We start from the raw sequence: 24,624 nt of genomic DNA, 5'->3' as shown, positions 1-24,624 counted from the left end.
CACCGGGCCGCCGCGCCACGGGCTGCTCAGAGCTGGGACTTGTCCCGCTTGGTGAGCCCGTACTTGGCCGCGATCGTGTTCCACATGACCGCGGCCGACTCCTTGGCCTTCGTCGCCTCCCCGCTCGCCTTGTTGCCCTCCGCCGCGTTCTTGGTGGCCTTGGCCTTGCCGTCCTTGCACTTGTCGTCGTCCACGTCGTCGGCCCAGGCGGCGTAGCTGTTGTCGGCCTCCGCGGAGGACTTCCACGCCTTGGTGAGGGCCGCGGACAGCTTCGCGTGGTCCGGGAGCTTGTCGAGCTTCAACTCCTGGAGACGGGTGACGAGTTCCTCGCGCTGGCGGGCCGCGCCGCGCAGGTCGGCGGCCGCCTGGTCGAGGTTCTTGCAGCTCTTGATGTCCTCCACGGCCTTGATCACCGCGGCCCGGCTGTCGTTGCTGTCCGCGAGGAGCTTGTCCAGCTGGACGGCCTGCGGGCGGGCCGGGTCGACCGGAGCCTCGCCGCCGGGCGCCGCGGTGGCGCCGCTCGCGGTCGGTGCGACGGGCACCGCGCCCGGGTCGTTGTTCTGCGGCTTGCCGTCGGCGAGCAGCGAGCCGACGCCGAGCCCGACGACGGCCAGGCCGATGACCACGGCGGCGATGATCCCGGGCGAAACCCTGCGGGCGGCCTCCGGCGGCGGGGGCGGGGGCGGGGCGTACTGCGCCTGCGGATGAGGCTGCGGGTGAGGCGGTACGGGGCCCTGCGCGCGCGGCGGGTACGGGCGCGGCGGCTGCTGGCGCAGCACCGGCTCCTGGACGGGCGGCAGGTGCTGGGTCTGCCCGGCGGAGTCGCCGCCGCGGAACAGCCCGTCAAACCCGTCTACGGCGCGGTCGGCGGCCACGGGCGGTATGTACTGCGTCGCGGCCTCGTCGTGCACGGGCGCCGCCGGCACGGGCGCGATGTACTGCGTCGCGGCCTCGTCGTGGCCGGGGGCGGCCGGGACGGGCGGAATGTACTGGGTGACGGCCTCGGGCAGCGGCGGGTAACCGTAGCCGTGCGGCTCCCCGGGCCCCTCGTACCCGGGACCCACCACATGCCCGGGCGACGCCTCGGACGCGGGATAGGCCTGCGGATACCCGTAAGCGGGCCCGGACTGCGCCTGCGCCTGCGGCTGCTCCGGGTAAGCCGGATGTCCGGACGCCGGGTCCGGACCCCACGGCGCACCCGGCTGGGGTGCACCCCCTTGTCCGCTCTGCGTCACCGGGACTCCTTCTCCGACTCGCCCGACCCTACGAAACCGTCGGTCACGCTACCCGGTCCCGCGAGACACCGTCAGACCACCCGATTTTCGGCCTCCCCGGCGTCTCGGGTGCGGCGCCGCCGCGGGGGCGCTGCCCCCGTATCCCCGCGCCTCAAACCCCGGCGGGGCTGGATCGTGCCGACCTTGCCCGGCGGCACTGGATCGCGCGGCGCCGCCCCGGGCGCCAGGGAGTGCGTTCGCCCATCACCGCACTACGCGACCCGGGCCTCCAGCCGGGCGCCGAACTCGCGTACCGCCGCCTCTTCCCGGTACGGCTCCAGCCGCGCTCGGAAGTCGTCCAGGTACTCCGCGCCCCGGTTCGAGCGCAGCCCCTCCAGCAGTTCCGCCGCCCTCGTGGCCGTCTGGCAGGCCTGTTCCACCTCCCGCTGTTGCACCTGCGCCGCCGCCAGCAGCAGCAGCCCGATGGCCCGGCGGCGCGCCTTGCCCGCCGGCAGACCCCGTAGCGCCTCCTCCGCCCGCTTGCCCGCCGCGTCCGCCTGGCCCAGGTCCCGGTGGCAGTGGGCCAGCTCGTCCGCGAGGTACGCCCCGTCGAAGTGGCGGATCCACACCGGGTCGTCGCCCGACTCCGGTTCCGCCCGCTCCAGCGCGCTCACCGCCCGCGCGGACAGCACCGCCGTCGCCCGGCTGTCCCCCTGCAGCGCGTGCCCGCGCGCCTCGGCGGCGTAGAACATGGCCTCGACCCGCGGAGTGACCTGCCCCCGCGTCCCCTCCTGGGCGGCCCGCGCCAGCTGCGCGATCTCCCGCGGGTTGCCCAGCTCGGCAGCGAGGTGGCTCATGGACGCCGCCAGTACGTAGCCCCCGTACGCGCGGTCTCCGGCCGCCTGCGCCAGGCGTAGCGCCTGGATGTAGTAGCGCTGCGCCAGGCCCGGCTGGCCCGTGTCCACCGCCATGTAGCCGGCGAGCTCGGTCAGCCGGGCCACCGCCGCGAACAGCGCGCGCCCCACCGGCTCCCGGTAGGAGCCGCCGATCAGCCCGGACACCACCGAGTTGAGGTAGTGCACGACCACCGGCCGCACGTGCCCGCTGCCGAAGCGGTGGTCGAGGTCCTTGAGCGCCTCGGTGGTCGCCCGGACCGCCTCCACGTCGGACATCCCGACGCGCGATCCCCCGCTGCGCGCCACCTGCGTGTCGGCCCCGGTGATCAGCCAGTCGCGGCTCGGCTCGACGAGCGCGGAGGCGGCCACGCTGGAGCCCGCCAGGAAGTCGCGGCGGCCGACGTCGCTGCGCCACAGCTCGCAGACCTGCTCGATCGCGCCGATGACGGTCGGGGAGAACTGCAGGCCGACGCCGGAAGCGAGGTTCTTGCCGTTGGCCATGCCGATCTCGTCGATGGTGACGGTCCGGCCGAGTTTGCGCCCGAGCGCCTCGGCGATGATTCCGGGGGCCCGGCCGCGTGGCTGCTGGCCGCGCAGCCAGCGGGCCACGGAGGTCTTGTCGTAGCGGAGATCGAGGCCGTGTTCGGCCCCGCACATGTTGACGCGCCGGGCGAGCCCGGCGTTGGAGCACCCGGCTTCCTGGATGAACGCCTGCAGCCGTTCGTTCGGCTGGCGGGCAACGAGAGGCCTGGCTGCCATGAAAACCCCCTGAGGCCGCGGGTGATCGTTGGAATGATCACTTCCCGCCTGATGTGCGGAGAATCTTCCGCTCTGCGTCGTGTCGCTACCCAACTCCCGCGCCCCGGCCTCCCACGCGCCCCCACGCGTGCATCAGTGCGCCCCGTATGCAGGATCGATGCTCCGCCCACCGGCTGGTTTACGCCCGTAACCCCGGGTGACCCGGGGAGTTGTGATGGGCGTGGAAGAGACCATCGGAGTCACGGAGACCGCACCCATCCCCAAGCAGCGCGGCGAGCAGCTGCTGGACCATGCCGTGCGGTACGCGGAAGAACGGCACTGGGATGTCTTCGCCGGCACCTGGTTGGAGCCCGCGGACGGCCGGGAGCTGTGCTCCTGCGGAGCCGCGGACTGCCCGGCGCCCGGGGCGCACCCGGCGGTGAAGGACTGGGCGGCGCAGGCGACCGGCAGCGCGGTGCAGGTCCGGCGGATCTGGGGGAAGCACCCGGAGGCCTCGATCCTGCTGCCGACGGGCCGGACGTTCGACGCGCTGGACGTGCCGGACTCGGCCGGATTCCTGGCGCTGGCTCGGCTGGAGCGCATGCAGCGCACCCTCGGGCCGGTCACCCGCACACCCGACCACCGGATGCTGTTCTTCGTCCTGCCGGGCGCCGGCGTGAAGGTGGCGGACCTGGTGCGCAAGCTGGGCTGGTCACCGACCGGGCTCGACCTGGTGGCGCGCGGCGAGGGCGAGTACGTGGCCGCCCCGCCGACCCGCTTCGGCGGCCGGGGCTCGGTCCAGTGGGCGCGGCGGCCCACGCCGGCGAACCGGTGGCTGCCGGACACGGAGGAGCTGATCGACGCGCTGGCGTACGCGTGCGGCAGCGAGGCGTCGGCGGAACGGAAGCGGCGTCAGGTCTGACGCGCGGGCCTGACCGTCGGGCCGACCGGACGGGCGGAAACCCATGACATAAGTAACTACTCGGCCTCTCCCCCTCCTCCTATCGTGAGGAAGGAACGACCAACGGGGACGTAACGGGAGGCGGGCGCATGCCGGACCAGGGCGATGCGACGGGTGGAACGTACGGAACGGGTGGCGCGCGATCCGCGCCGCCCGCCGCCGTGCGGGTGGAAGGTCTGTGGAAGCGCTTCGGCGAGCAAGTGGCCGTCGCCGGGATCGATGTGGAGCTGCCCGCGGGCCAGTTCATCGGTCTGGTGGGCCCTAACGGCGCGGGCAAGACGACGACGCTGTCGATGGTGACCGGGCTGCTGCGGCCGGACATGGGGCGGGTCTTCGTCGCGGGGCACGACGTGTGGGCGGACCCGACCGAGGTGAAGGCGCGGATCGGAGTGCTGCCCGAGGGGCTGCGGCTCTTCGAGCGGCTGTCCGGGCGCGAACTGCTCGGCTACATGGGCCGTTTGCGCGGGCTGCCGGGCGAGGAGACCGACAAGCGGGCGACGCAGCTGCTGGAGGTCCTCGACCTCGCGGGCTCGCAGCACAAGCTGGTCGTGGACTACTCGACCGGCATGCGGAAGAAGATCGGTCTGGCGGCCGCGCTTCTGCACAACCCCGAAGTGCTGTTCCTGGACGAGCCGTTCGAGGGCGTGGACCCGGTGTCGGCGCAGACCATCCGCGGGGTGCTGGAACGTTACACCTCGTCCGGTGCCACGGTCGTCTTCTCCTCCCACGTGATGGAGCTCGTCGAGTCGGTGTGCGACTGGGTGGCCGTGATGGCCGCCGGCCGGATCCGCGCCGCGGGCCCGCTGGCCGACGTACGGGGCTCCGCGCCCTCCCTGCAGGCCGCCTTCCTCGAACTGGTCGGCGCGCACGGGCGCGACGCGGCCGGGGATTCGCTGGAGTGGCTCGGCGGCGGCTCCGGGGCGGTCTCGCGATGAACGCGACGCCGTCCACGCCATCCGCTCCCGTCGCTCCCGTCGCTTCGGTCGCTTCGGTCACTTCCGTTGCTTCGGTCACCTCGGTCACTTCCGTCGCGACGATCCCGCTGACCCCGATCCTCGTCCGCCTCAAGCTGTCGTTGCTGCGCAACGGGCTGAAGGGCTCCTCGAAGCGCAAGGCCGCCTACTTCACGACGCTGGCCTTCGCCCTGCTGGTCGGCTTCTTCGTCACGTTCGGCCTGTCACTGCTGCACGGGAACGCCCACGCGGGCACGGTCGTCGTCCTGCTGGCCGTGATCCTGGCGCTCGGCTGGGCCTTCATGCCGCTGTTCTTCCCCGCCGGGGACGAGACGCTCGACCCGAGCCGGCTGGTCATGCTGCCGCTGCGCCCGCGTCCGCTCGTACGGGCCCTCCTGGCCTCCTCACTGGTCGGCATCGGGCCGCTGTTCACGCTGTGCCTGGCCGTCGGCTCGGTGATAGCCGTCGCGCGCGGCGCCGCCGGCGCGGTGGCCGCGGTGGTGGCGGCGCCCCTCCTCGTGCTCGGCTGCGTGGCCCTCGCGCGGGCGGTGGCCACGGCCAATGTGCGGCTGCTGACCAGCCGCAAGGGGCGTGACCTGGCGCTGCTCAGCGGCCTGCTGATCGCGGTGGGCGCCCAGCTGGCCAACTTCGCCAGTCAGCGCCTCTTCGAGGCGGGCGGCATGTCGACGCTCGAACCCGTCGAGGCGGTGCTGCGGTGGCTGCCTCCGGCGACCGCCGTCGGCATGGTGGACTCGGCGAGCGAGGGCGCGTACGGCGAGGCGGCCGCCCAACTGGCCCTGAGCCTGGGCGCCCTGGCCGGCCTCCTGTGGTTCTGGGAGCGGAGCCTGACCAAGCTGATGGTCACGCCGGACGGCTCGACGATCGCGGCCGCCCAGCCCGCGAAGGACCGTGGCGCGGGCGGCTTCTGGTCCCTGCTGCCCGCCGGCCGGACGGGCGCGGCCGTGCAGCGCACCCTGCGCTACATCGTCCGCGACCCGAAGACCAAGGCCTCCTGGGTGACCGCGCTGGCGATCGGCCTGATCATCCCGGTCTTCAACGCCCTCCAGGGCACCGGCTCCGTCTACCTGGCCTGCTTCGGCGCGGGCATGCTCGGCGTCCAGATGTACAACCAGTTCGGGCAGGACACCTCGGCGTTCTGGATGGTCGCGCAGACCATCTCGACCCGGCGTGACGCGTACGTGGAACTGCGCGCCCGCGCCGCCGCGCTGGGCCTGGTCACGGTCCCGTACACGGTCCTCGTCACGGTGGTCACGGCCGCCCTGATCGGCAATTGGTCCGCCTTCCCCGCGGCGCTGGGCCTGGCCCTGGCCCTGCTGGGCGCGATGCTCTGCACGGGGGCGCTGGCCTCGGCGCACTTCGCGTACTCCATCCCGACGGACGGCGCCTTCAAGAACGTCGCCCCGGGCCAGGGCGGGCTCGCCTGGATGGGCATCTTCGGCGGACTGCTGCTGTCGGCGGCGATCTGCGCCCCGGTGATCGCCTTGACGATCTGGGTCACCGTGGGCGACCACCAGAGCGTCTCCTGGCTCCTGCTCCCCCTGGGCATGGCCTGGGGCGCACTGGCCACGTGGGCGGGCGTACGGCTGGCGGCCCCGGCGGTGGCGCGGAAGCTGCCGGAGATCCTGTGGGCGGTGAGCAAGGGCTAGGGCTGAGGCTGGGTCTGGGGCTGGGGCTGGGCGCGGCCCGTCAGCGACCTCGGCGGGCGTTGAGCCGGGCGGCCTGGCGGGTCAGGTGGTCGCGCTCGGCGAGGTCGGGTGCCTTGTGGGCCGCCTCGGCGTACAGCCGGGCCGCCGTCGCCAGGTCGCCGTCGCGCTCGTGGAGGTACGCCGCCACCGCGGTGTGGCGGGGCAGGGAGGCGTCCAGCTCGGCGAGCGCCGCCAGGCCGGCGCGCGGTCCGTCGGCCTGCCCGACGGCGACCGCCCGGTTGAGCCGCACGACCGGGCTGTCGGTCAGGCGCGCGAGCTCGTCGTACCACTCGACGATCTGCACCCAGTCGGTCTCCTCGGCCGTGGGCGCGTCGGCGTGGAGTGCCGCGATGGCGGCCTGGGCCTGGAACTCGCCCAGCCGGTCGCGGGCGAGGGCCGCCTGGAGGATCCCGACGCCCTCGGCGATCAACGCGGTGTCCCACCGGCCGCGGTCCTGCTCGGCGAGCGGCACCAGGCTGCCGTCGGGCGCGGTCCGGGCGGCACGCCTGGCGTGGTGGAGCAGCATGAGGGCGAGCAGCCCCGCCGCCTCGGGGTGGTCGACGGCGGCCGCGAGCTGCCGGGTGAGCCGGATGGACTCGGCGGCGAGGTCGACATCGCCGGAGTAGCCCTCGTTGAAGACGAGGTAGAGGACGCGCAGCACGGTGGCGACATCGCCGGGCCGGTCCAAGCGCACGCCGGAGACGGTGCGCTTGGCCCGGCTGATCCGCTGCGCCATCGTCGCCTCGGGCACCAGGTAGGCCTGGGCGATCTGGCGGGTGGTCAGCCCGCCGACGGCGCGCAGGGTGAGCGCGACCGCGGACGCCGGTGTCAGCGACGGGTGCGCGCACAGGAAGTAGAGCTGGAGCGTGTCGTCCACCGCGGGCGCCGGCCCGGGCGCCGGCTCCTTCTCGGCGCGGTCCTCGCGCCGGCGGCGGGCGGCGTCGGCGCGGGTCGCGTCGAGGAACTTGCGCCAGGCGACGGTGACCAGCCAGCCCTTGGCATCCCGAACGGGGTCTCCCCCGCTCGAGTGGAGCCGAGAGCTCGGTGAAGGGTCGGCCGCCCCGGCCCGGAGGGCCTCGACCAGCGCGTCCTGCACGGCGTCCTCGGCCGCCGCGAAGTCGGCTCCGCGGCGGACGAGGACGGTGAGCACGCTCGGCGTGAGGCTCCTGAGCAGGACCTCGTCCATCGGTGACGTCACTCCGTGATGGTGGGCGGCGCGGCCAGGAACGGGCGCACCTCCAGCCACTCGTGGATCGGCTTGCCGCCGGCCCCCGGCGCGGCCGACAGCTCCCCGGCCAGCTCGACGGCCCGCTCGTAGCTGTCGACGTCGATCACCATCCAGCCGGCGATGAGGTCCTTGGTCTCGGCGAACGGTCCGTCGGTGACGGGCGGGCGGCCCTCGCCGTCGTAGCGGACCCACGCCCCCTCGGGGGCGAGCGCCTGACCGTCGACGAACTCGCCGGTCTTCTCCAGCCGGGCCGCGAAGTCGTTCATGTACTGCACGTGGGCCGAGATCTCCTCCGGCGTCCACTGGGCCATCGGCACGTCGTTGACCGGAGTCGGGGCGCCGCGGTAGTGCTTGAGCAGCAGGTACTTGGCCATCGTGTTTCTCCTCGCTGGTGCGACCCATTGTGGTCGCCTTCATAGCGGGGACGGAGCCGGTCAGAGGTTCTCGACATCGCCGTCCGATTTTTTTGGGCTCTCGTGGATGAATCAAGCGGCGGCGGTGACGGAGGCCGGCCGCCTCAGGGCTGGGGTGCCTTGATGGCGTCGAGGAAAGGTTCCACCGCGGCGCGCCAGGCCGTCGGCTGGTCGTAGTGGAGGTAGTGGCCCGCGTCGGGGATCTCCGCGTACTGGCCGGCCGGGAGGACGCGGACCATCTCCTGGGCCTCGGCCCGGCCCAGCTCGCCGTCCAGGCCGCGGACCACCAGGCTCGGGCAGCGGACCTGGGCCAACTCCTCCCAGTGGGCGTCGTGGACCCAGGTCTCGCGGGCCGTCAGCATCTGGCGGCGGGAGAAGAGCGGGCGCCAGCCGTCGGGGGCCTCGTGCATGACCTCGGCGAAGAAGGCGCCGCGGCCGGGATCGGGGCGCTCCACCCGGGGGTCGTCCTCGCCGAACCAGCGGCGGGCCGCGTCCTGGGTGGGGAAGGGCAGGGGCCAGCGGTGGAACCAGTCCTCCCACTCCCGCTGGGAGGCCGCGCCGAGGGCCGAGGCGCGCATGTCGCAGATGACGAGGGCGTCGACCAGGTCCGGGCGGCGGGCCGCGAGCTGCCAGGCGGTGAGGGCGCCCATGGAGTGGCCGATCAGTGTCACGGGGGCGAGGCCGAGCTGCTCGACGGCGGCCTCGGCGTCGGCCACGAACGCCTCGCGCGTGTAAGGGCCGGCGGGTGGGCGCTCGCTCTGGCCGTGTCCGCGCTGGTCCAGGGCCACGACGCGGCGGCGCTCGCTGAGCCAGCGGGCGGCGGCGGTCCAGTGGGAGGCGCGGCCCATCAGGCCGTGCAGTAACAGCACCCCGGGGCGGGGATCGGCCGCCGCGGCCGGTTCGTGGTGGAACTCCCAGGCGGCCAGGCGGATGCCTTCGGCTCCTGTCACATCGACGCGCTGTACCACCGCAGATGCACCCCCTTCGCTCCCCGCCAGACTATCGAACCCGTATTCGAAAACGGGGTTCTCGCCGACAACACCGCTCTTTCGAGTGACCTTGCTCAAGGATTGGCCGCCGCTGCCGATGGAGATCCTTTCAACAGGGAGGCGGGCCGCTCGGGGAAGACGGTCCGAGGGGACGACCTTGAGAGCTCGGGGCTCCAGGTCACCAAGGGGAGGACCGGTCCCGGCGCCGCAAGGCGCCGGGACCGCCCACACCAGGAAGACAGGAAAGACAGGAAAGGAACGACGCCGGCGCGAAGGCCGGCGCCGAGGTCAGCGCTTCGCCACGAACACGTGCGAGGCGACCTCCGCGGCCAGCTCGGCGGCCTCGCCACCGCTGCCGACCAGCACACCCCCCGGGGATTCGGTCACGCTCACCACCGAGCCGGGCTGCACGCCCGCCCGCCGGAGCGTGTACATCAGCTGTGCGTCCGTCTGGATCGGCTCACCGATCCGGCGCACGACCACGGTCTTGCCCTCGGCACCCGGGTCCAGCTCCGCCAGGCTCACCATGCCGGCGTCCAGGAACGGGTCCGCCTCGGCCTTCTCGCCGAGCTCCTCCAGCCCCGGGATCGGGTTCCCGTACGGCGACTCGGTCGGGTGACGCAGCAGCTCCAGCACCCGCCGCTCCACCGCCTCGCTCATCACGTGCTCCCAGCGGCAGGCCTCGGCGTGCACCTGCTCCCACTCCAGGCCGATGACGTCGACGAGCAGGCACTCCGCGAGCCGGTGCTTGCGCATCACGCGCGTCGCCAGCCGCCGCCCCTCCTCCGTCAGTTCCAGATGGCGGTCACTGGCGACGGCCACCAGGCCGTCCCGCTCCATCCGCGCCACCGTCTGGCTCACCGTGGGGCCGCTCTGGTCGAGCCGCTCGGCGATACGGGCGCGCATGGGGACCACACCTTCCTCTTCCAGCTCAAGGATGGTGCGGAGATACATCTCCGTGGTATCGATCAGTCCGGACATTCGTGCCCCTCGGATTGCGTGCGCTGGCCCTGCCCCCAATTCTGACGCATCGGGCGCACAACCGTCCCGTGCCCGGGGTCAAGACCAGTGCCGGACAGTGCCGGACAGTGCCCGGGACGCCGCCCGGGACGCCCGCCCGGGCCGTTCGACGCGGGATTGACGTTCGTATTGACACGTCCTTGGTCCAGACCGCACGGTGAGCGGCGGACACGGACGCACCCCCCACCCCTGGAAGGGCCATCGGCGTATGAGCGAGAGCAAGCTGGCCGGTCAGTTCTTCGACGCCGCCATCCGCCTGCTGGAGCGGGTGCGGGACGAGGAGGCCCCGCGCATCGCGGCGGCCGGCTCCCTCATCGCCGACGCCGTCGCCGCCGGCAACCGGCTCTTCGCCTGCGGCGCCGGGCATTCCTCGCTGCCCGCCCAGGACGTGGTCTACCGGGCCGGCGGCATGGCGCTGATGAACTTCCTCGCCGTCCCCGGCACGGTCGGCATCGACGTCATGCCCGCGACGCTGGGCAGCGCCCTGGAGAGGGTCGACGGCCTCGCCGGCGCCGTCCTGGACAGCAGCCCCGCCTCCGACGGCGACGTCCTCGTGATCATCTCCCTCTCCGGGCGCAACGCCCTGCCGGTCGAGATGGCCATGAACGCCCGCGCCATCGGCCTCAAGGTCATCGGCGTGACCTCCGTGGCCTACGCGACCGAGACCACGTCGCGGCACGTCTCCGGCACCTTCCTCAAGGACCACTGCGACGTCGTCCTCGACAGCAAGATCGCGGTCGGCGACGCCGAGCTGAGCGCCGACGGCATCGACGCGCCCTTCGCCCCCGCCTCCACCGTGGTGACCTGCGCGATCATGCAGGCGGTCATGGCGGCGGCGGCCGGCGAGCTCGCCGCCCGCGGGGTGCAGCCGCCGCTGCTGCGCTCGGGCAACGTCGACGGCGGCCACGAGTGGAACGGCCGCGTGATGCAGGAGTACGGCGACCGGATCTTCTTCCGGCACTGACCCGCAGCGTGCGGCGGCGTCCTCGGCCGCCGCACTCCCCTCTCCGTCTACCTTCCGGTCCATCTACCCTCCGGCCGCCAGGTCCAGATCGGCCGCGACCCGGGCCGCGACCTCCTCCGCGTACGCCGCGTCCGCGCGCTCGAAGGCGACCCGCGAGGGCCCGCGCAGGAACGTCAGCGCCCCCAGGGTCCGCCCCCGGCTGCGCAGCACCGTGCACAGCACGTGCGCCGCGCCCTCGGGCCACTGGCGGGCCCGCGCCCACTCTGGGTCCGCCTCCCCGCGCGGGGCGCTGGTCCGCACCGAGCCGATCCGGTCCAGCGCCTGCAGCGCCGGATGCCCGGCCGCGTACCGGACGGGGATCGACCAGGGACCCGGCAGCGCCGGCGGCGACGCGGCGGACCGTACGAGCCTTCGCCGCTCGGGGTCGGCCGCGGGATCCAGTACGTCCAGCAGCGCGTGCTCGGCGAAACCGGCGAGGGCGAAGTCCAGGCGTACGGCGGCCGCCTCGGCCGGGTCCTCGCACTCGGCGGCGGCCCGCCCCGCGCGGTGGAGCTGGTGGGCCCGGAACCGCAGCTGCGCGGTGTCCAGTTGCTCCTGGCGGGCCTCGGTGACGTCCTGGAAGAGCCAGCCGACGCCCAGTGGCACCGGCTCCTCCGCGAGCGGCGAGGCCAGCCGCAGGAACCCGCAGCGCCAGCACCTGCGGCGCACCCCCTCCGCCGTGCGCACCGACACCCACAGTTCCACCGGCGCGGGCGGCGCGCCCTCGGCGAGCACGTGCTGGAGTGCGCCCTCCAGCTCCTCCACGCCCTGGGCCAGCAGCTCCCCGAGCGGGCGCCCGAGCAGCCCGGTGCGACCGGCGCCGAAGGCGCGCGCGGCGTGCGCGTTGACCACGGCGGGCCGCAGGTCGACGTCGACGAGGACGACGCCCCAGGAGGCGTCCTCCATCAGGGCCTCGCTCAGTGCGATGGACCGCTCCAGGTCGATCTGCGCGTGCACCTCGCTGAAGGCGCAGTACACCCCGGCGGGTTTCCCGTCCGCGCCCGGCACCCCGGCGGACTGGGTCCGTACGAGAACGCGCCCGCCGTCCTTGGTCAGCAGCGCGAACTCGTGCACCTGCCGCCCTGGCAGGTGCTGGGCGGCCATCAGCCTGTCCTGCACATCGTGGGCGTCGGCGGCGCGCACCGCCCATCCCTCGAACCCCTTGCGCCCCACGGCCTCGGCGGCGGACCAGCCCAGGATCCGCTCGGCCTCACGGTTCCAGTGGGTGATCACTCCGTCGGCGTCGAAGGCGCACAGGGCGGCGTCCATCCCGTCCAGCAGCGCTGCGAGCAGATCGTCGGTGGTCTCGTTACGTCCGGAAGCACTCACCTGGCACCCCTTGCAGGTGTTCGCGTATGCGGCACGTCGGATCATTCAACTGGAACGTGACGCAGCACACACCGCTTTCCGCGGATTGGGGGCGGGAAATCCGCACGACCGTCGGGAAATAAACGGTTGTGGCGGCAGGGGCGTCTGCCTAGGCTCTGACGTACACGAGAAGGGAGGTGGTTCCCGAAATGTACGGAAACCGGACGCGTGAGGTGGCTGCGGGCTAAGCGCCCGTCGTCGCACGCACCCAGTGCGGTGCCCGGCGGGAACGCCAGGCGCCAATCCACAGCAGTCACCCGACCCGCGGGCTCGCCGGTACGTCCGGCCGGCTTCTCTCACTGCAGGAGAGGAACCAGAGCCCGCGGGTCGCCTGCGTTGCTACGGGCACAGCCTTTCGATGCGCCACTTGCCGGCCTCCAGGACGTAGCGCAGGCGGTCGTGCAGGCGGTTCTCGTGGCCCTGCCAGAACTCCACCGAGTCCGGGACCACCCGCAGGCCGCCCCATTCCGGCGGGACCGGGACCTGCTCGCCCTCCGGGTAGCGGGCGGCGAGCTCGGCGTAGCGGCGGTCCAGTTCCGCGCGGGAGGCGATCACGCTGGACTGGTCGCTCGCCCAGGCGCCCAGCTGGGAGCCGTGCGGACGGGAGCGGAAGTACGCCGCCGTCTCGTCGCGGCCGATCCGGACCGCCGTGCCGGTGACGATGACCTGGCGGGCGATGGGATGCCAGGGGAAGAGCAGGGCGGCGTACGGGTTCTCGGCGAGCTCGCGGGCCTTGCGGGAGGCGTAGTTCGTGTAGAAGACGAAGCCGCGCTCGTCGAACTGCTTCAGCAGCACCGTGCGCGAGCTGGGCCGCCCGTGGGCGGTGGCCGTCGAGACGACCATGGCGTTCGGTTCGAAGAGGTGCGAGGCGGCGGCCTGCTGGAACCACCGGTCGAACTGCCGCATCGGGTCCTCGGCGAGGCTCTCCTCCTCCACGATCTCCGAGCGGTACTGCTTGCGCATGATGGCGGGGTCAAGGTCCTGATGGGTCACGCGGGCCATCCTGCCGCAGGCGGACCGGCGAAGGTGTGCCGTATGTCACGCTTCCGCAGCCGGGACGGAACGGCCAAAATCTTGGGGCCGGTCCGAAGGTTCCCACGCGGGTGACCATCGGCCGTGCCGGGCATCAACGGGGATGACCGCGCCGGACCGCGAGTCACGCCGGGAGCCGCGCGTGTTCGCACTATCTGAGGAGCCGCCTGATGTCCGACTTCGTACCCGGGCTCGAAGGGGTCGTCGCGTTCGAGACGGAGATCGCCGAGCCCGACAAGGAGGGCGGATCGCTCCGCTACCGGGGCGTCGACATCGAAGACCTCGTCGGCCACGTCTCCTTCGGGAACGTCTGGGGCCTGCTGGTCGACGGTGCTTTCAACCCCGGCCTGCCGGCCGCCGAACCGTTCCCCATCCCGGTCCACTCCGGAGACATCCGCGTGGACGTGCAGTCCGCGCTCGCCATGCTCGCCCCCGTGTGGGGTCTGAAACCGCTGCTGGACATCGACGAGCAGACCGCCCGCGACGATCTCGCGCGCGCGGCCGTCATGGCGCTCTCGTACGTCGCCCAGTCCGCCCGCGGCCAGGGCCTGCCGATGGTGCCGCAGCGGGAGATCGACAAGGCCGAGTCCGTCGTCGAGCGGTTCATGATCCGCTGGCGGGGCGAGCCGGACCCGAAGCACGTCAAGGCCGTCGACGCGTACTGGACCTCCGCCGCCGAGCACGGCATGAACGCCTCCACCTTCACGGCGCGGGTGATCGCGTCGACCGGCGCGGACGTCGCCGCCGCGCTGTCCGGCGCCGTGGGCGCCATGTCGGGGCCGCTGCACGGTGGGGCTCCGTCCCGCGTGCTCGGCATGATCGAGGAGATCGAGCGCACCGGCGACGCCGTGGCGTACGTGAAGAAGGCCCTGGACAAGGGTGAGCGGCTGATGGGCTTCGGGCACCGCGTCTACCGCGCCGAGGACCCGCGCGCCCGCGTGCTGCGGCGCACCGCCAAGGAGCTGGACGCGCCGCGCTACGAGGTGGCCGCCGCGCTGGAGAAGGCCGCGCTGGAGGAGCTGCACGCGCGCCGCCCCGACCGGGTGCTGGCCACCAACGTGGAGTTCTGGGCCGCGATCATGCTGGACTTCGCCGAGGTCCCGGCGCACATGTTCACCTCGATGTTCAGCTGCGCCCGTACCGCGGGCTGGTCGGCGCACATCCTGGAGCAGAAGCGCACGGGCCGCCTGGTGCGGCCGTCGGCCCGCTACACGGGGCCCGGCCGGCGCAACCCGCAGGAGATCGAGGGCTACGCGGACATCGCCGCGACCGCGTGATCCCGTAGCGGGCACGCCGGCACGCCCGGGCGCCGTACCCCCTCACCGGGGTGCGGCGCCCCTCGCGTTCTGTCGCCCGGGATCAGGTCACCGGTGGACCCAGGGCCGCGTCGAGGATGCGGGACCACTGGCCCACCACTCGGGCCCGGCGGGCCGTGTCGTCGGTCAGGACGTTGGCCAGGCCCAGGCCCCGGGCCAGGTCGAGGAGGCCCTGCACGCTCTCCCGTACGCCCGGCACGGACTCGTCCGCACCGAGCAGCTCGACGGCGATGCGGTGGGTCTCGCGGCCGACCCGGGCCTCCAGCTCGGTCACCCGGGGGCGCAACTGCTCCTCGTCGGCGGCCGCGACCCACAGGTGCAGCGCGGCCCGGAAGAGGGTGCCCGTGTAGAGGTCCACGAGCGCCTCGACCACCGTCGGGCGGGCGGCCGGGCCGGCGTGGAAGAGCTCGCGCAGGGCCGTGGACCGCTCCTCGGCGACGTACTCGACGGCCGCGGTGAACAGGTCCTCGCGGGTCGGGAAGTGGTGCTGGGCGGCGCCGCGCGAGACGCCGGCGCGTTCGGCGACGACGGCGACGGTGGAACCGGCCCAGCCGTGCTCCGCCAGGCAGGACACGGCCGCCTCCAGGAGGTGGCGGCGCGTGACGCGGCTGCGCGCCTGCTTGGGGCCGGTGGTGGGGCCGGTGGTGGAGCCGGTGGTGGAGCCGTTGGGGCCGGTCACAGCGACCATGACGGTTCCCTGCGCTCGAAGCGGGCGGTGAGGCCTTCGCGGGCCTCGGCGGAGGCGAAGAGGTCTGCGGACAGCTGCGTCAGGCGGGCGCCGTCGCGTTCCAGGGCCTCGCGCACGGCGGCGGCCGTCAGCGCCTTGGTCGCGGCCAGGCCCTGCGGGGAGGCCTTGCGCAGCCCGGCGAGTACGGGTTCCAGGGCCTCGTCGACGTCCTCGGCGTGCAGGGTGAGCAGACCGATCCGGGCGGCTTCGGCGGCGTCGAAGGCCTCGGCGGTGAGGAAGTAGCGGGCGGCGGCGCGCGGGTCGAGGCGCGGGAGCAGCGGCATGGAGATCACCGCCGGGGCGAGGCCCAGATGGGTCTCGGTGAAGGCGTACGAGGACTGCGGCCCGGCGGCGGCGATGTCGCAGACGCCGAGCAGGCCGAGGCCGCCGGCGCGAACGTGGCCGGTGACGCGGGCGAGGACGGGCTTGGGCAGCTCGGCGATCTCGCGGAACAGGGCGAGGAGGTCGGCCGGATCGCAGGGGGACTTGAGGTCGGCACCGGAGCAGAAGGTGGTGCCGGTGTGGGTGAGGACGACGGCCCGGACCGCGGGGTCCGCCCCGGCTGCGGCGAGGGCGGCGCGCAGGGCGCCGACGAGTTCGGCGGAGAGCGCGTTGCGGTTGGCCGGTGAGTCGAGGGTGAGGGTGGTGACTCCTGCCGCCGTTGTGGCGTGGACGGGTGGGGCCATGTCTCCTCCGGAGGGGTGTGCGGGTGCGGTGTGTCGTCCCTCCGGGAGGGTACGTCGACGGGTCGATCGCCCTGCGGGCGGCTTGGCGGTGTGCGGGGGTGGGGCGGGGCCCCGCACGAGGATCTCCTCGGCTCGCGCGGTGTCCCTGCGGGCTGCTCGGCGGTGTGCGGCTCGGGCCGGACCCCTGCGGGCGGCTTGGCGGTGTGCGGGGGTGGGGCGGGGCCCCGCACGAGGATCTCCTCGGCTCGCGCGGTGTCCCTGCGGGCTGCCCGGCGGTACACGGCTCGGGCCGAACCCGCGCGGGACTTGGCGGTGCGCAGGTGTGGGGCGGGGCCCCGCACGAGGATCTCCTCGGCTCGCGCCTGCGGCCGTGGTCCAGCCGTGCGGCCTGGGTTGCGCGCTCGTCCTGCGGGGACCCTCCTGCGTGTCCCCGCCCCACGGCCGGCTTCGACCGTGCGGGCGTGTCCCGGGCGGAGGGGAGTGGGGACGTGGCGGGGTGTCCCCGCAGGACGAGCGCGCAACCCGGGCCGCACAGCCGGGACATGCCCGCAGGCGCGAGCCGAGGAGACACCCCGGCGCGGCCCCACGGACCGACCCCACCGACCAGGCCGGATCGGAACAAGCCGCTACCGCCGAGCCCCCCGCAGGGACACCGCGCGAGCCGAGGAGATACCCCGGCGCGGCCCCACGGACCGACCCCACCGACCAGGCTCGAGCCGCCCGCAGGGCAACCCGCCGGGGCGACGGGGTCAGTAGGACTTGGGGAGGCCCAGGGTCTGGTGGGAGATGAAGTTGAGGATCATCTCGCGGCTCACGGGGGCGATGCGGGCCACGCGGGCGGCGGTGATCAGGGACGCCAGGCCGTACTCGCGGGTGAGGCCGTTGCCGCCCAGGGTGTGCACGGACTGGTCCACCGCCCGGACGCACGCCTCGCCCGCCGCGTACTTCGCCATGTTCGCCGCCTCGCCCGCCCCCATGTCGTCCCCCGCGTCGTACAGCAGCGCAGCCTTCCGCATCATCAGGCCGGCCAGTTCCAGCTCGATGTGGGCCTGGGCCAGCGGATGGGCCACGGCCTGGTGTGCTCCGATGGGTTCGTTCCACACCTGGCGGGTCCTCGCGTAGTCGACGGCCCTGGCCAGGGCGTAGCGGCCCATCCCGATGGCGAAGGCGGCGGTCATGATGCGCTCGGGGTTCAAGCCGGCGAACAGCTGGAGCAGGCCCGCGTCCTCGTCCCCGACCAGCGCGTCCCCCGGCAGGCGTACGTCGTCCAGGACGAGCTCGAACTGCTTCTCCGCCGCCTGGAGTTCCATGTCGATGACCGTGCGGGAGAATCCGGGAGCGTCCCTGGGGACGATGAACAGGCACGGCTTGAGGGCCGGTGCGCCCCCGCTGGATGACACGGTTTCGGTGCGGCCGACGATGAGGGTGGCGTCGGCGATGTCCACGCCGGAGATGAAGACCTTGCGGCCGGTGAGGATCCAGTCGTCGCCGTCGCGGCGGGCCGTGGTGGTGATCCGGTGGGAGTTGGAGCCGGCGTCGGGTTCGGTGATGCCGAAGGCCATGGTGCGGCTGCCGTCGGCGAGGCCGGGGAGCCAGGCCTGCTTCTGGGCCTCGGTGCCGAAGCGGGAGATGACCGTGCCGCAGATGGCGGGTGAGACGACCATCATCAGGAGGGGGCAGCCCGCGGCGCCGAGCTCTTCGAGGACGATGGACAGTTCGGCGATGCCGCCGCCTCCGCCGCCGTACTCCTCGGGGAGGCTGACCCCGAGGTAGCCGAGCTTCGCGGCGTCGGCCCACAGCTCGTCGGGGTGGCCTCCCTCACGGGTTACGCGGGCGAGGTACGCGCGGCCGTAGCGCTGCCCGAGGGCGGCCACGGCGGTGCGCAGGGCCTTGTGTTCGTCGGTTTCGAGAAGGGTGGGGCCGATGAAGGAGCTCATGCTGGTGGTTCCTCCTGGACTACGGCGAGCAGGGCGCCGAACTCGACCTGTTGGCCGGTGACGGCGTGGAGCGCGGTGAGCGTGCCGGAGGCGGGAGCGAGGATGCGGTGCTCCATCTTCATGGCCTCCAGCCAGAGCAGCGGCTGCCCGGCGGTGACGGGGCTGCCGGGGGCGAGGCCCTCGGCGACGCGGACCACGGTGCCGGGCATGGGAGCGAGCAGGGAGCCCGGTTCGGTGCGGTCCTGGGGGTCGGGGAAGCGGGGAACGGGGGTAAGGGTGTGTGCGCCGAGCGCCGAGTCGACGTAGATCTCCGACTCCGCCGTGTTCGAATTTCGTTTCACGTGGAACAGCCGTCGGATTCCCTCGACTTCGAGCGTGACGAGGGTGGGTTCGGCGGCCAGGACCCGCACGCCGGGGTGGTCCACCGGGTGATAGCGCACCTCGTACTGGGTGCCTGCTGCCGTGTAGCGGCGGCTCTGCGGCTGGGAGCGGACGTTGCGCCAGCCGCCGAGGCGACGGGCGAGCGGGGCGTCAGCGGCCGGTGCGGCCTCGGCGAGGGCCGCGGCCAGGGCCGAGAGGGTGGCGTCCGGGACGCCCTCGGTGAGGGTGGCGAGGTGGCGCTCGTAGAAGCCGGTGTCGAGCCGCCCGGCGGTGAACTCCGGGTGCCGCAGGGACCGTACGAGGAGCTCGCGGTTGGTGGTGAGCCCGTGGATGCGGGCTCCGGCGAGGGCGTGCGCGAGGGCGCGGACGGCCTCGGCGCGGGTGGGGGCGTGGGCGACGACCTTGGCGAGCATGGGGTCGTAGTGGATGCCGACGGTGTCCCCGTCGGTGAAGCCCGTGTCCACGCGGACCTGGCCGGGGACGGCGAGGGTGTGCAGGAGTCCGGTCTGCGGGCGCCAGTCCTGGGCGGGATCCTCGGCGTAGAGGCGGGCCTCGACGGCGTGCCCGGTGGGCTCCGGGGGCGCCGGGGGCAGGGCCGCGCCCTCGGCGATGCGCAGTTGGAGGGCGACGAGGTCGAGCCCGAAGACGGCTTCGGTGACGGGGTGCTCGACCTGGAGGCGGGTGTTCATCTCCAGGAAGTACGGGCACCCGTCGGCGGTGACGAGGAACTCGACGGTACCCGCGCCCTGGTAGGAGACGGCGCGGGCGGCGGCGACGGCGGAGGCGTGCAGGGTGTTGCGCAGGGCCTCGGTCAGACCGGGTGCCGGGGCCTCCTCGATGACCTTCTGGTGGCGGCGCTGGAGGGAGCAGTCGCGGGTGCCGAGTGCCCAGACGGTGCCGTGGGCGTCGGCGAGGATCTGCACCTCGACGTGGCGGCCGCGCTCGACGTAGGGCTCGGCGAAGACCTCGCCGTCGCCGAAGGCCGAGCGGGCCTCGGCGGCGGCCGCGTCGAGGGCCTCCTCGAGGTGGTCGAGGTCGCGGACCACGCGCATCCCGCGGCCGCCGCCCCCGGCCGCGGCCTTGAGGAGGAGGGGCAGGTCGGCGGGGGTGGCGGCGGCCGGGTCGACGGGATCGAGGAGCGGCACTCCGGCCGCGCGCATCAGTTCCTTGGCCCGGGTCTTGGAGGCCATGGCTTCGATGGCCTCGGGGGGCGGGCCGATCCATGTCAGGCCGGAGGCCTGGACCTCGCGGGCGAAGTCGGCGTTCTCGGAGAGGAAGCCGTAGCCGGGGTGGACGGCGTCGGCGCCGGCGGCGAGGGCGGCCTTGATGATCAGATCGCCGCGCAGGTAGGTCTCGGCGGGGGCCGCGCCGGGCAGGCGTACGGCCGCGTCGGCGTCGCGGACGTGCAGGGCGTCGGCGTCCGGGTCGGAGTGGACGGCGACCGTGGCCAGGCCCAGGGCGCGGGCGGTGCGGAAGATCCGGACGGCGATCTCGCCGCGGTTGGCCACGAGGAGGGAGTCGATGGTCATGTGCGGGCTCACATCCGGAAGACGCCGAAGCCGCCACGGGCGCCCTCGACGGGGGCGTTGTGGACGGCCGACAGGCACAGGCCGAGGACGGTGCGGGTATCGCGCGGGTCGATGACCCCGTCGTCGTACAGCCGCCCGGACAGGAACATCGGCAGCGACTCGGACTCGATCTGCGCCTCCACGAACGCGCGCATTCTGGCATCAGCGTCGGCCGCATCGTTGTCGTATGGCTGACCCTTCGCGGCGGCGGACTGCCGGGCCACGATGGACAGCACGCCCGCGAGCTGCTGGGGTCCCATGACGGCGGACTTGGCGCTGGGCCAGGCGAAGAGGAAGCGGGGCTCGTAGGCGCGGCCGCACATGCCGTAGTGGCCGGCGCCGTAGCTCGCGCCGATGAGCACGGACAGGTGCGGGACCTTCGAGTTGGAGACCGCGTTGATCATCATCGAGCCGTGTTTGATGATGCCGCCCTGCTCGTACTCCTTGCCGACCATGTAGCCGGTGGTGTTGTGGAGGAAGAGGAGGGGGATGTCGCGCTGGTTGGCGAGCTGGATGAACTGGGCGGCCTTCTGGGACTCGGCGCTGAACAGCACCCCCTGCGCATTGGCGAGGATGCCGACCGGGTAGCCGTGCAGGGTGGCCCAGCCGGTGACGAGGCTGGTGCCGTAGAGGGGCTTGAACTCGTCGAAGTCGGAGGCGTCGACGATACGGGCGATGACCTCGCGCGGGTCGAAGGGCGTCTTGAGGTCGGGCGGGACGATGCCGAGGAGTTCTTCGGGGTCGTAGAGGGGCTCGTCGGCCTTCGGCGGGTCCGCGTGCGGCTTGCGGTGGTTCAGGCGCGCGATGACGCGGCGGGCCTGGCGGATCGCGTCGTACTCGTCGACGGCGTAGTAGTCGGCGAGACCGGAGGTGCGGGCGTGCATGTCCGCCCCGCCGAGGGACTCGTCGTCGCTCTCCTCACCGGTGGCCATCTTGACCAGGGGCGGGCCGCCGAGGAACACCTTGGAACGGTCCTTGATCATGATGGTGTGGTCGGACATGCCGGGGATGTACGCGCCTCCGGCGGTGGAGTTGCCGAAGACGACGGCGACGGTCGGGATGCCGTCGGCCGAAAGCCGGGTGATGTCGCGGAAGATCGCGCCGCCCGGGATGAAGATCTCCTTCTGGGAGGGCAGATCGGCGCCGCCGGACTCCACGAGACTGATGCAGGGGATGCGGTTCTGCCGGGCGATCTCGTTGGCCCGCAGCGCCTTCTTCAGGGTCCAGGGATTGCTGGCTCCACCGCGGACGGTGGGGTCGTTGGCGGTGACCAGGCATTCGACGCCCTCGACCGTGCCGATGCCGGTGACCATGGAGGCGCCGACGGGGTAGTCGCTGCCCCAGGCGGCGAGCGGGGACAGCTCCAGGAACGGGGTGTCCTGGTCGAGCAGCAGCTCGACGCGCTCACGGGCCAGGAGCTTGCCGCGGGCCCGGTGGCGGGCGGTGTACTTCTCGCCGCCGCCCTGCAGGGCCTTGGCGTGCTCGGCGTCGAGGGCGGCGAGGCGTTCGAGGGCGGCGGTACGGGCCTGCGCGTGCTCGGGGGCACGGGGGTCGAGGGTGGTGCCGAGGCGGGTCATGGGCCGGTCCCCTCCGGGGCGGGTGCGGAGCCCTGGGCGGGCCGCCGCAGCAGGTGGGTCGGGATGTCGAGGTGGCGGGCGCGGAGCCATTCGCCGAGGGCCTTGGCCTGGGGGTCGAAGCGGTGGCCGGAGGCGACGCCGTCGCCGAGGATGCCGGTGATGGTGAAGTTCAGGGCCTTCAGTCGCGGCAGCGCGTGGCGGGTGACGGGCAGGTCCCGGGCTTCGGGGAGCAGCTCCCGCACCAGCTCGACGGTGAGGGTGTCGTGCAGCCAGTCCCAGGCGGGGGCCGACTCGACCCAGACACCGACGTTGGCGTCGCCGCCCTTGTCGCCGCTGCGGGCCCCGGCCACGGCGCCGAGGGGCGCGCGGGTGGTGGGCCCTGCGGGGCCGCTCTCCCCCACCCCGCCCCTTCCCGAAACCGGGGGCTCCGCCCCCGGACCCCCGTCCCGGGGCTCCGCCCCGGACCCTTCGGGGGCTCCGCCCCCGAACCCCCGCTCCTCAAACGCCGGAGGGGCTGAAAGATCCGCAGCGTTCATCGACAGACGGGTGCCGTCCGGGAGGACAGCGGTGTGCGGGACCGAATCCGCCGGCACCAGGGTCGAGGTGAAGACCCCGTAGGGCTGGGCCGGGCCGGGCGGGGCGGTGACGTGGAAGCCCGGGTAGCTGCCCAGGGCCAGTTCGATCGCCGTCGAGGTCAGGGCGCGGCCGATCCGGTCCGGGGAGGGGTCGCGGACCACCAGGCGCAGGAGCGCGCTGGCCGTTTCCTCCGTCGGGGCGTCCTCGTGGTCCGTGCGGGCCAGGGTCCAGTCGGCGGTGGCGACGCCCTCCAGGGCCTCGGACAGCTGGGACCGGACCAGCTCCGCCTTCGCCTCGATGTCCAGACCGGTCAGGACGAAGATCACCTCGTTGCGCCAGCCGCCGACGCGGGTGACGCCGACCTTCAGCGTGGCCGGCGGGGGTTCCCCCTCCACCCCCGTGATCCGTACGCGGTCGGGGCCCTCCTCGGTCAGCCGGACCGTGTCCAGCCGGGCGGTCACGTCCGGGCCCAGGTAGCGGACGCCCTGGGTCTCGTAGAGGAGCTGGGCCGTGACGGTGCCGGTGGTGACGGCCCCACCCGTGCCCGGGTGCTTGGTGATCACCGAGGAGCCGTCCGCCGAGATCTCCGCGAGGGGGAAGCCGGGGCGGCGGACGTCGTGCGCGGTGAAGAAGGCGTAGTTGCCGCCGGTCGCCTGGGTGCCGCACTCCAGGACGTGGCCCGCGACCACCGCCCCCGCCAGCCGGTCGTAGTCGTCCGCGGCCCAGTCGAACCACCAGGCCGCCGGGCCGCTGACCAGCGCCGCGTCCGTGACCCGGCCGGTCACCACCACGTCCGCGCCGGCCCGCAGGCAGGCCGTGATCCCGGCGCCCCCGAGGTACGCGTTGGCCGTCAGCGCCCCGTCCTCGCGCGGGGTCAGGTCGTCGCCCTCGACGTGGGCCACCGAGACGGGAACGCCCACCTTGGCCGCCAAGGCCCGTACGGCGTCGGCGAGTGCGGCCGGGTGCAGACCGCCCGCGTTCGCGACGATCCGTACGCCCCGCTCGTGCGCGAGCCCGAGCCCGTCTTCCAGCTGGCGCAGGAAGGTCTTGGCGTAGCCGAGGTCCGGGTTCTTCAGGCGGTCGCGGCCCAGGATCAGCATGGTCAGCTCGGCCAGGTAGTCCCCGGTCACCACGTCCAGCGGGCCGCCGGTCAGCATCTCGCGCAGCGCGCTGAAGCGGTCCCCGTAGAAACCCGAGGCATTGCCGATCAGGAGCGGGCGGCGGGTCGCCGGCCCCGGCGTCACCGCGATCCCGCCGGCGCGCGGCCAGGTCCCGCCGGGCCCGCGAAGGCCTGGGCGATGTCCAGCCAGCGGTCCGCGTCGGGGCCGGTCGCGGTGAGGGCCAGGTCGGCGCGGTGCGCCCGCTGGGTCACCAGGAGGCAGAAGTCGAGCGCCGGGCCGGTGATCCGCTGCGGGGCGTCCGGCGGGCCGTACGTCCATACCCCCCGGCCGTCCGGAGCCGTCAGCTCCACCCGGAACTCCCCCGCCGGCGCGGGCAGTCCGCGTACGGCATGGGCGTAGTCGCGGGCCCGTACGCCGATCCGTGCCACGTGCCAAAGCCGCGCGGTCGGGGTGCGGCGCACGCCGAGCGCGTCGGCGACGTCCTGGCCGTGCGCCCAGGTCTCCATGAGCCGGGCGCTCGCCATCGAGGCGGCCTTCATGGGCGGCCCGTACCAGGGGAAGCGGGTGTCGGGCGAGGCCGCGGCGAGCGCCTCGTCGAGGGCGGCGCGCGCGGCCCGCCAGCGGGCGAGCAGCTCGGCGGGCGCCAGCGCCGCGCCCTCCTCCGCGCCCTCGTCGACGAAGGAATCGGGGGCCTTCAAGGCCTCTTCGACGAGGCGGCCGAAGCCGGTGGCGTCGGTGAGGGAGAGCAGCGAGGCCCGGTCGGTCCAGTGGAGGTGGGCGATCTGGTGGGCGACGGTCCAGCCGGGCGCGGGAGTGGGCCGGGCCCAGTCGGAGTCGGGCAACTCGGCGACCAGAGCGTCCACTTCACGGCCCTCCTCGCGCAGATCGGCGAAGACGGCGACGGCTGCGTCGACGGCTGCGTTAACGGCGGACGGATCGGGCACGGTGCGCTCCCCTCTCGGCGTGAGGGGAAGACTGACAGCCCCCGAGAAAACAATCAAGCACGCTTGCATGATTTTCTCGGGACGCGGCACCTTCCCGCCACCCGCGCCGAACCACCGCAGCCGAAAGGGGAGTTGCCGCGCGACGCGTCGGCCGCAGGTCCCGCGGCGCGGCGTCCCCCGGGAACGGAGGGGCGATTCAGGCCGTAAGCCGGAAACTCGCGATACGTCACCGGATGTCCCGTCGATACTGAACGCTCCGCTCCGGCCCCA

The 24,624-nt window shown here is 73.5% G+C and carries 20 protein-coding genes; 5 read left to right on the top strand and 15 right to left on the bottom strand.

What is annotated here, in order from left to right; translation table 11 throughout:
* Window positions 1–26: 26 nt before the first annotated feature.
* Complete coding sequence (locus ACZ4TV_RS07865) at window positions 27–1,235, bottom strand: hypothetical protein (RefSeq protein ID WP_468131844.1); 1,209 nt, start codon at window positions 1,233–1,235, stop codon at window positions 27–29.
* 251 nt (window positions 1,236–1,486) lie between these two features.
* On the bottom strand, window positions 1,487–2,869 hold the full coding sequence (locus ACZ4TV_RS07860) for a transcriptional regulator (protein ID WP_468131842.1): 1,383 nt from the start codon (window positions 2,867–2,869) through the stop codon (window positions 1,487–1,489).
* Window positions 2,870–3,083: 214 nt separating this feature from the next.
* Here ACZ4TV_RS07860 and ACZ4TV_RS07855 point away from each other — a divergent pair, with 214 nt between their 5' ends.
* The 3 genes from ACZ4TV_RS07855 to ACZ4TV_RS07845 all read left to right on the top strand — a co-directional run bounded on the left by ACZ4TV_RS07855 (window position 3,084) and on the right by ACZ4TV_RS07845 (window position 6,429).
* On the top strand, window positions 3,084–3,770 hold the full coding sequence (locus ACZ4TV_RS07855; RefSeq protein WP_468131840.1) for a bifunctional DNA primase/polymerase: 687 nt from the start codon (window positions 3,084–3,086) through the stop codon (window positions 3,768–3,770).
* Window positions 3,771–3,898: 128 nt separating this feature from the next.
* Window positions 3,899–4,744, top strand: a complete 846-nt coding sequence (locus ACZ4TV_RS07850) for an ABC transporter ATP-binding protein (protein ID WP_468131838.1) — start codon at window positions 3,899–3,901, stop codon at window positions 4,742–4,744.
* Window positions 4,741–6,429: a transporter gene (locus ACZ4TV_RS07845; protein ID WP_468131836.1), complete on the top strand. Its 1,689-nt coding sequence runs from the start codon at window positions 4,741–4,743 to the stop codon at window positions 6,427–6,429. The genes ACZ4TV_RS07850 and ACZ4TV_RS07845 overlap by 4 nt, the downstream gene beginning before the upstream one ends.
* 40 nt (window positions 6,430–6,469) lie before the next feature.
* Here ACZ4TV_RS07845 and ACZ4TV_RS07840 read toward each other — a convergent pair whose 3' ends face one another.
* From ACZ4TV_RS07840 to ACZ4TV_RS07825, 4 genes are all read right to left on the bottom strand, one after another.
* Window positions 6,470–7,654 carry an RNA polymerase sigma factor gene (locus ACZ4TV_RS07840; protein WP_468132256.1) on the bottom strand — a complete coding sequence of 395 codons (1,185 nt, stop codon included), beginning with the start codon at window positions 7,652–7,654 and terminating at the stop codon, window positions 6,470–6,472.
* Between the two features lie 8 nt (window positions 7,655–7,662).
* Window positions 7,663–8,070, bottom strand: a complete 408-nt coding sequence (locus ACZ4TV_RS07835; protein WP_468131834.1) for a YciI family protein — start codon at window positions 8,068–8,070, stop codon at window positions 7,663–7,665.
* 143 nt (window positions 8,071–8,213) lie between these two features.
* Window positions 8,214–9,077: an alpha/beta fold hydrolase gene (locus ACZ4TV_RS07830; protein WP_468131832.1), complete on the bottom strand. Its 864-nt coding sequence runs from the start codon at window positions 9,075–9,077 to the stop codon at window positions 8,214–8,216.
* A 309-nt stretch (window positions 9,078–9,386) separates the two neighbouring features.
* Window positions 9,387–10,079, bottom strand: coding sequence for a metal-dependent transcriptional regulator (locus ACZ4TV_RS07825; RefSeq protein WP_468131830.1), 693 nt, complete (start codon window positions 10,077–10,079; stop codon window positions 9,387–9,389).
* A 247-nt stretch (window positions 10,080–10,326) separates the two neighbouring features.
* Here ACZ4TV_RS07825 and ACZ4TV_RS07820 point away from each other — a divergent pair, with 247 nt between their 5' ends.
* Window positions 10,327–11,082 (top strand): SIS domain-containing protein, encoded by a 756-nt coding sequence (locus tag ACZ4TV_RS07820; RefSeq protein WP_468131828.1) that lies wholly within the window; start codon window positions 10,327–10,329, stop codon window positions 11,080–11,082.
* Between the two features lie 63 nt (window positions 11,083–11,145).
* Here the strand turns inward: ACZ4TV_RS07820 and ACZ4TV_RS07815 are convergent, their stop codons facing one another.
* On the bottom strand, window positions 11,146–12,450 hold the full coding sequence (locus ACZ4TV_RS07815) for a PAS domain-containing protein (RefSeq protein ID WP_468131826.1): 1,305 nt from the start codon (window positions 12,448–12,450) through the stop codon (window positions 11,146–11,148).
* 378 nt (window positions 12,451–12,828) lie between these two features.
* Window positions 12,829–13,491: a pyridoxamine 5'-phosphate oxidase gene (gene pdxH, locus ACZ4TV_RS07810; protein WP_468131824.1), complete on the bottom strand. Its 663-nt coding sequence runs from the start codon at window positions 13,489–13,491 to the stop codon at window positions 12,829–12,831.
* 200 nt (window positions 13,492–13,691) lie between these two features.
* On the opposite strand from pdxH, the gene ACZ4TV_RS07805 reads away from it, so the two are divergent.
* A complete protein-coding gene (locus ACZ4TV_RS07805; protein ID WP_468131822.1) occupies window positions 13,692–14,798 on the top strand; it encodes a citrate synthase 2 in 1,107 nt (368 codons plus the stop codon).
* Between the two features lie 82 nt (window positions 14,799–14,880).
* Here the strand turns inward: ACZ4TV_RS07805 and ACZ4TV_RS07800 are convergent, their stop codons facing one another.
* From ACZ4TV_RS07800 to ACZ4TV_RS07770, 7 genes are all read right to left on the bottom strand, one after another.
* A complete protein-coding gene (locus tag ACZ4TV_RS07800; protein ID WP_468131820.1) occupies window positions 14,881–15,525 on the bottom strand; it encodes a TetR/AcrR family transcriptional regulator in 645 nt (214 codons plus the stop codon).
* Window positions 15,513–16,250, bottom strand: coding sequence for an enoyl-CoA hydratase family protein (locus ACZ4TV_RS07795; RefSeq protein ID WP_468131818.1), 738 nt, complete (start codon window positions 16,248–16,250; stop codon window positions 15,513–15,515). Before ACZ4TV_RS07795 ends, ACZ4TV_RS07800 begins: the two co-directional genes overlap by 13 nt.
* A 749-nt stretch (window positions 16,251–16,999) precedes the next feature.
* Window positions 17,000–18,187, bottom strand: coding sequence for an acyl-CoA dehydrogenase family protein (locus ACZ4TV_RS07790; protein ID WP_468131816.1), 1,188 nt, complete (start codon window positions 18,185–18,187; stop codon window positions 17,000–17,002).
* A complete protein-coding gene (locus ACZ4TV_RS07785) occupies window positions 18,184–20,097 on the bottom strand; it encodes an acetyl/propionyl/methylcrotonyl-CoA carboxylase subunit alpha (protein WP_468131814.1) in 1,914 nt (637 codons plus the stop codon). The genes ACZ4TV_RS07790 and ACZ4TV_RS07785 overlap by 4 nt, the downstream gene beginning before the upstream one ends.
* Window positions 20,098–20,105: 8 nt before the next feature.
* On the bottom strand, window positions 20,106–21,713 hold the full coding sequence (locus tag ACZ4TV_RS07780; protein ID WP_468131812.1) for an acyl-CoA carboxylase subunit beta: 1,608 nt from the start codon (window positions 21,711–21,713) through the stop codon (window positions 20,106–20,108).
* Window positions 21,710–23,446 (bottom strand): acyclic terpene utilization AtuA family protein, encoded by a 1,737-nt coding sequence (locus ACZ4TV_RS07775; RefSeq protein ID WP_468132254.1) that lies wholly within the window; start codon window positions 23,444–23,446, stop codon window positions 21,710–21,712. Before ACZ4TV_RS07775 ends, ACZ4TV_RS07780 begins: the two co-directional genes overlap by 4 nt.
* 83 nt (window positions 23,447–23,529) lie before the next feature.
* Window positions 23,530–24,354: a TIGR03084 family metal-binding protein gene (locus tag ACZ4TV_RS07770; protein ID WP_468131810.1), complete on the bottom strand. Its 825-nt coding sequence runs from the start codon at window positions 24,352–24,354 to the stop codon at window positions 23,530–23,532.
* Between the last annotated feature and the right edge of the window lie 270 nt (window positions 24,355–24,624).

It is taken from the genome of Streptomyces sp. NPDC028910 (assembly GCF_055564955.1).
The sequence above is the reverse complement of the archived record's forward strand: the minus strand, read 5'-3'. Positions and strand labels throughout refer to the sequence as shown.

Excerpts from the sequence above, each read along its gene's own strand:
- ACZ4TV_RS07860 (WP_468131842.1), bottom strand. The coding sequence starts at position 2,869 with ATGGCAGCCAGGCCTCTCGTTGCCCGCCAGCCGAACGAACGGCTGCAG.
- ACZ4TV_RS07855 (WP_468131840.1), top strand. The coding sequence starts at position 3,084 with ATGGGCGTGGAAGAGACCATCGGAGTCACGGAGACCGCACCCATCCCC.
- ACZ4TV_RS07850 (WP_468131838.1), top strand. The coding sequence starts at position 3,899 with ATGCCGGACCAGGGCGATGCGACGGGTGGAACGTACGGAACGGGTGGC.
- ACZ4TV_RS07845 (WP_468131836.1), top strand. The coding sequence starts at position 4,741 with ATGAACGCGACGCCGTCCACGCCATCCGCTCCCGTCGCTCCCGTCGCT.
- ACZ4TV_RS07840 (WP_468132256.1), bottom strand. The coding sequence starts at position 7,654 with ATGGACGAGGTCCTGCTCAGGAGCCTCACGCCGAGCGTGCTCACCGTC.
- ACZ4TV_RS07835 (WP_468131834.1), bottom strand. The coding sequence starts at position 8,070 with ATGGCCAAGTACCTGCTGCTCAAGCACTACCGCGGCGCCCCGACTCCG.
- ACZ4TV_RS07825 (WP_468131830.1), bottom strand. The coding sequence starts at position 10,079 with ATGTCCGGACTGATCGATACCACGGAGATGTATCTCCGCACCATCCTT.
- ACZ4TV_RS07820 (WP_468131828.1), top strand. The coding sequence starts at position 10,327 with ATGAGCGAGAGCAAGCTGGCCGGTCAGTTCTTCGACGCCGCCATCCGC.
- pdxH (WP_468131824.1), bottom strand. The coding sequence starts at position 13,491 with ATGGCCCGCGTGACCCATCAGGACCTTGACCCCGCCATCATGCGCAAG.
- ACZ4TV_RS07805 (WP_468131822.1), top strand. The coding sequence starts at position 13,692 with ATGTCCGACTTCGTACCCGGGCTCGAAGGGGTCGTCGCGTTCGAGACG.
- ACZ4TV_RS07800 (WP_468131820.1), bottom strand. The coding sequence starts at position 15,525 with ATGGTCGCTGTGACCGGCCCCAACGGCTCCACCACCGGCTCCACCACC.
- ACZ4TV_RS07795 (WP_468131818.1), bottom strand. The coding sequence starts at position 16,250 with ATGGCCCCACCCGTCCACGCCACAACGGCGGCAGGAGTCACCACCCTC.
- ACZ4TV_RS07790 (WP_468131816.1), bottom strand. The coding sequence starts at position 18,187 with ATGAGCTCCTTCATCGGCCCCACCCTTCTCGAAACCGACGAACACAAG.
- ACZ4TV_RS07785 (WP_468131814.1), bottom strand. The coding sequence starts at position 20,097 with ATGACCATCGACTCCCTCCTCGTGGCCAACCGCGGCGAGATCGCCGTC.
- ACZ4TV_RS07780 (WP_468131812.1), bottom strand. The coding sequence starts at position 21,713 with ATGACCCGCCTCGGCACCACCCTCGACCCCCGTGCCCCCGAGCACGCG.
- ACZ4TV_RS07775 (WP_468132254.1), bottom strand. The coding sequence starts at position 23,446 with ATGCTGACCGGCGGCCCGCTGGACGTGGTGACCGGGGACTACCTGGCC.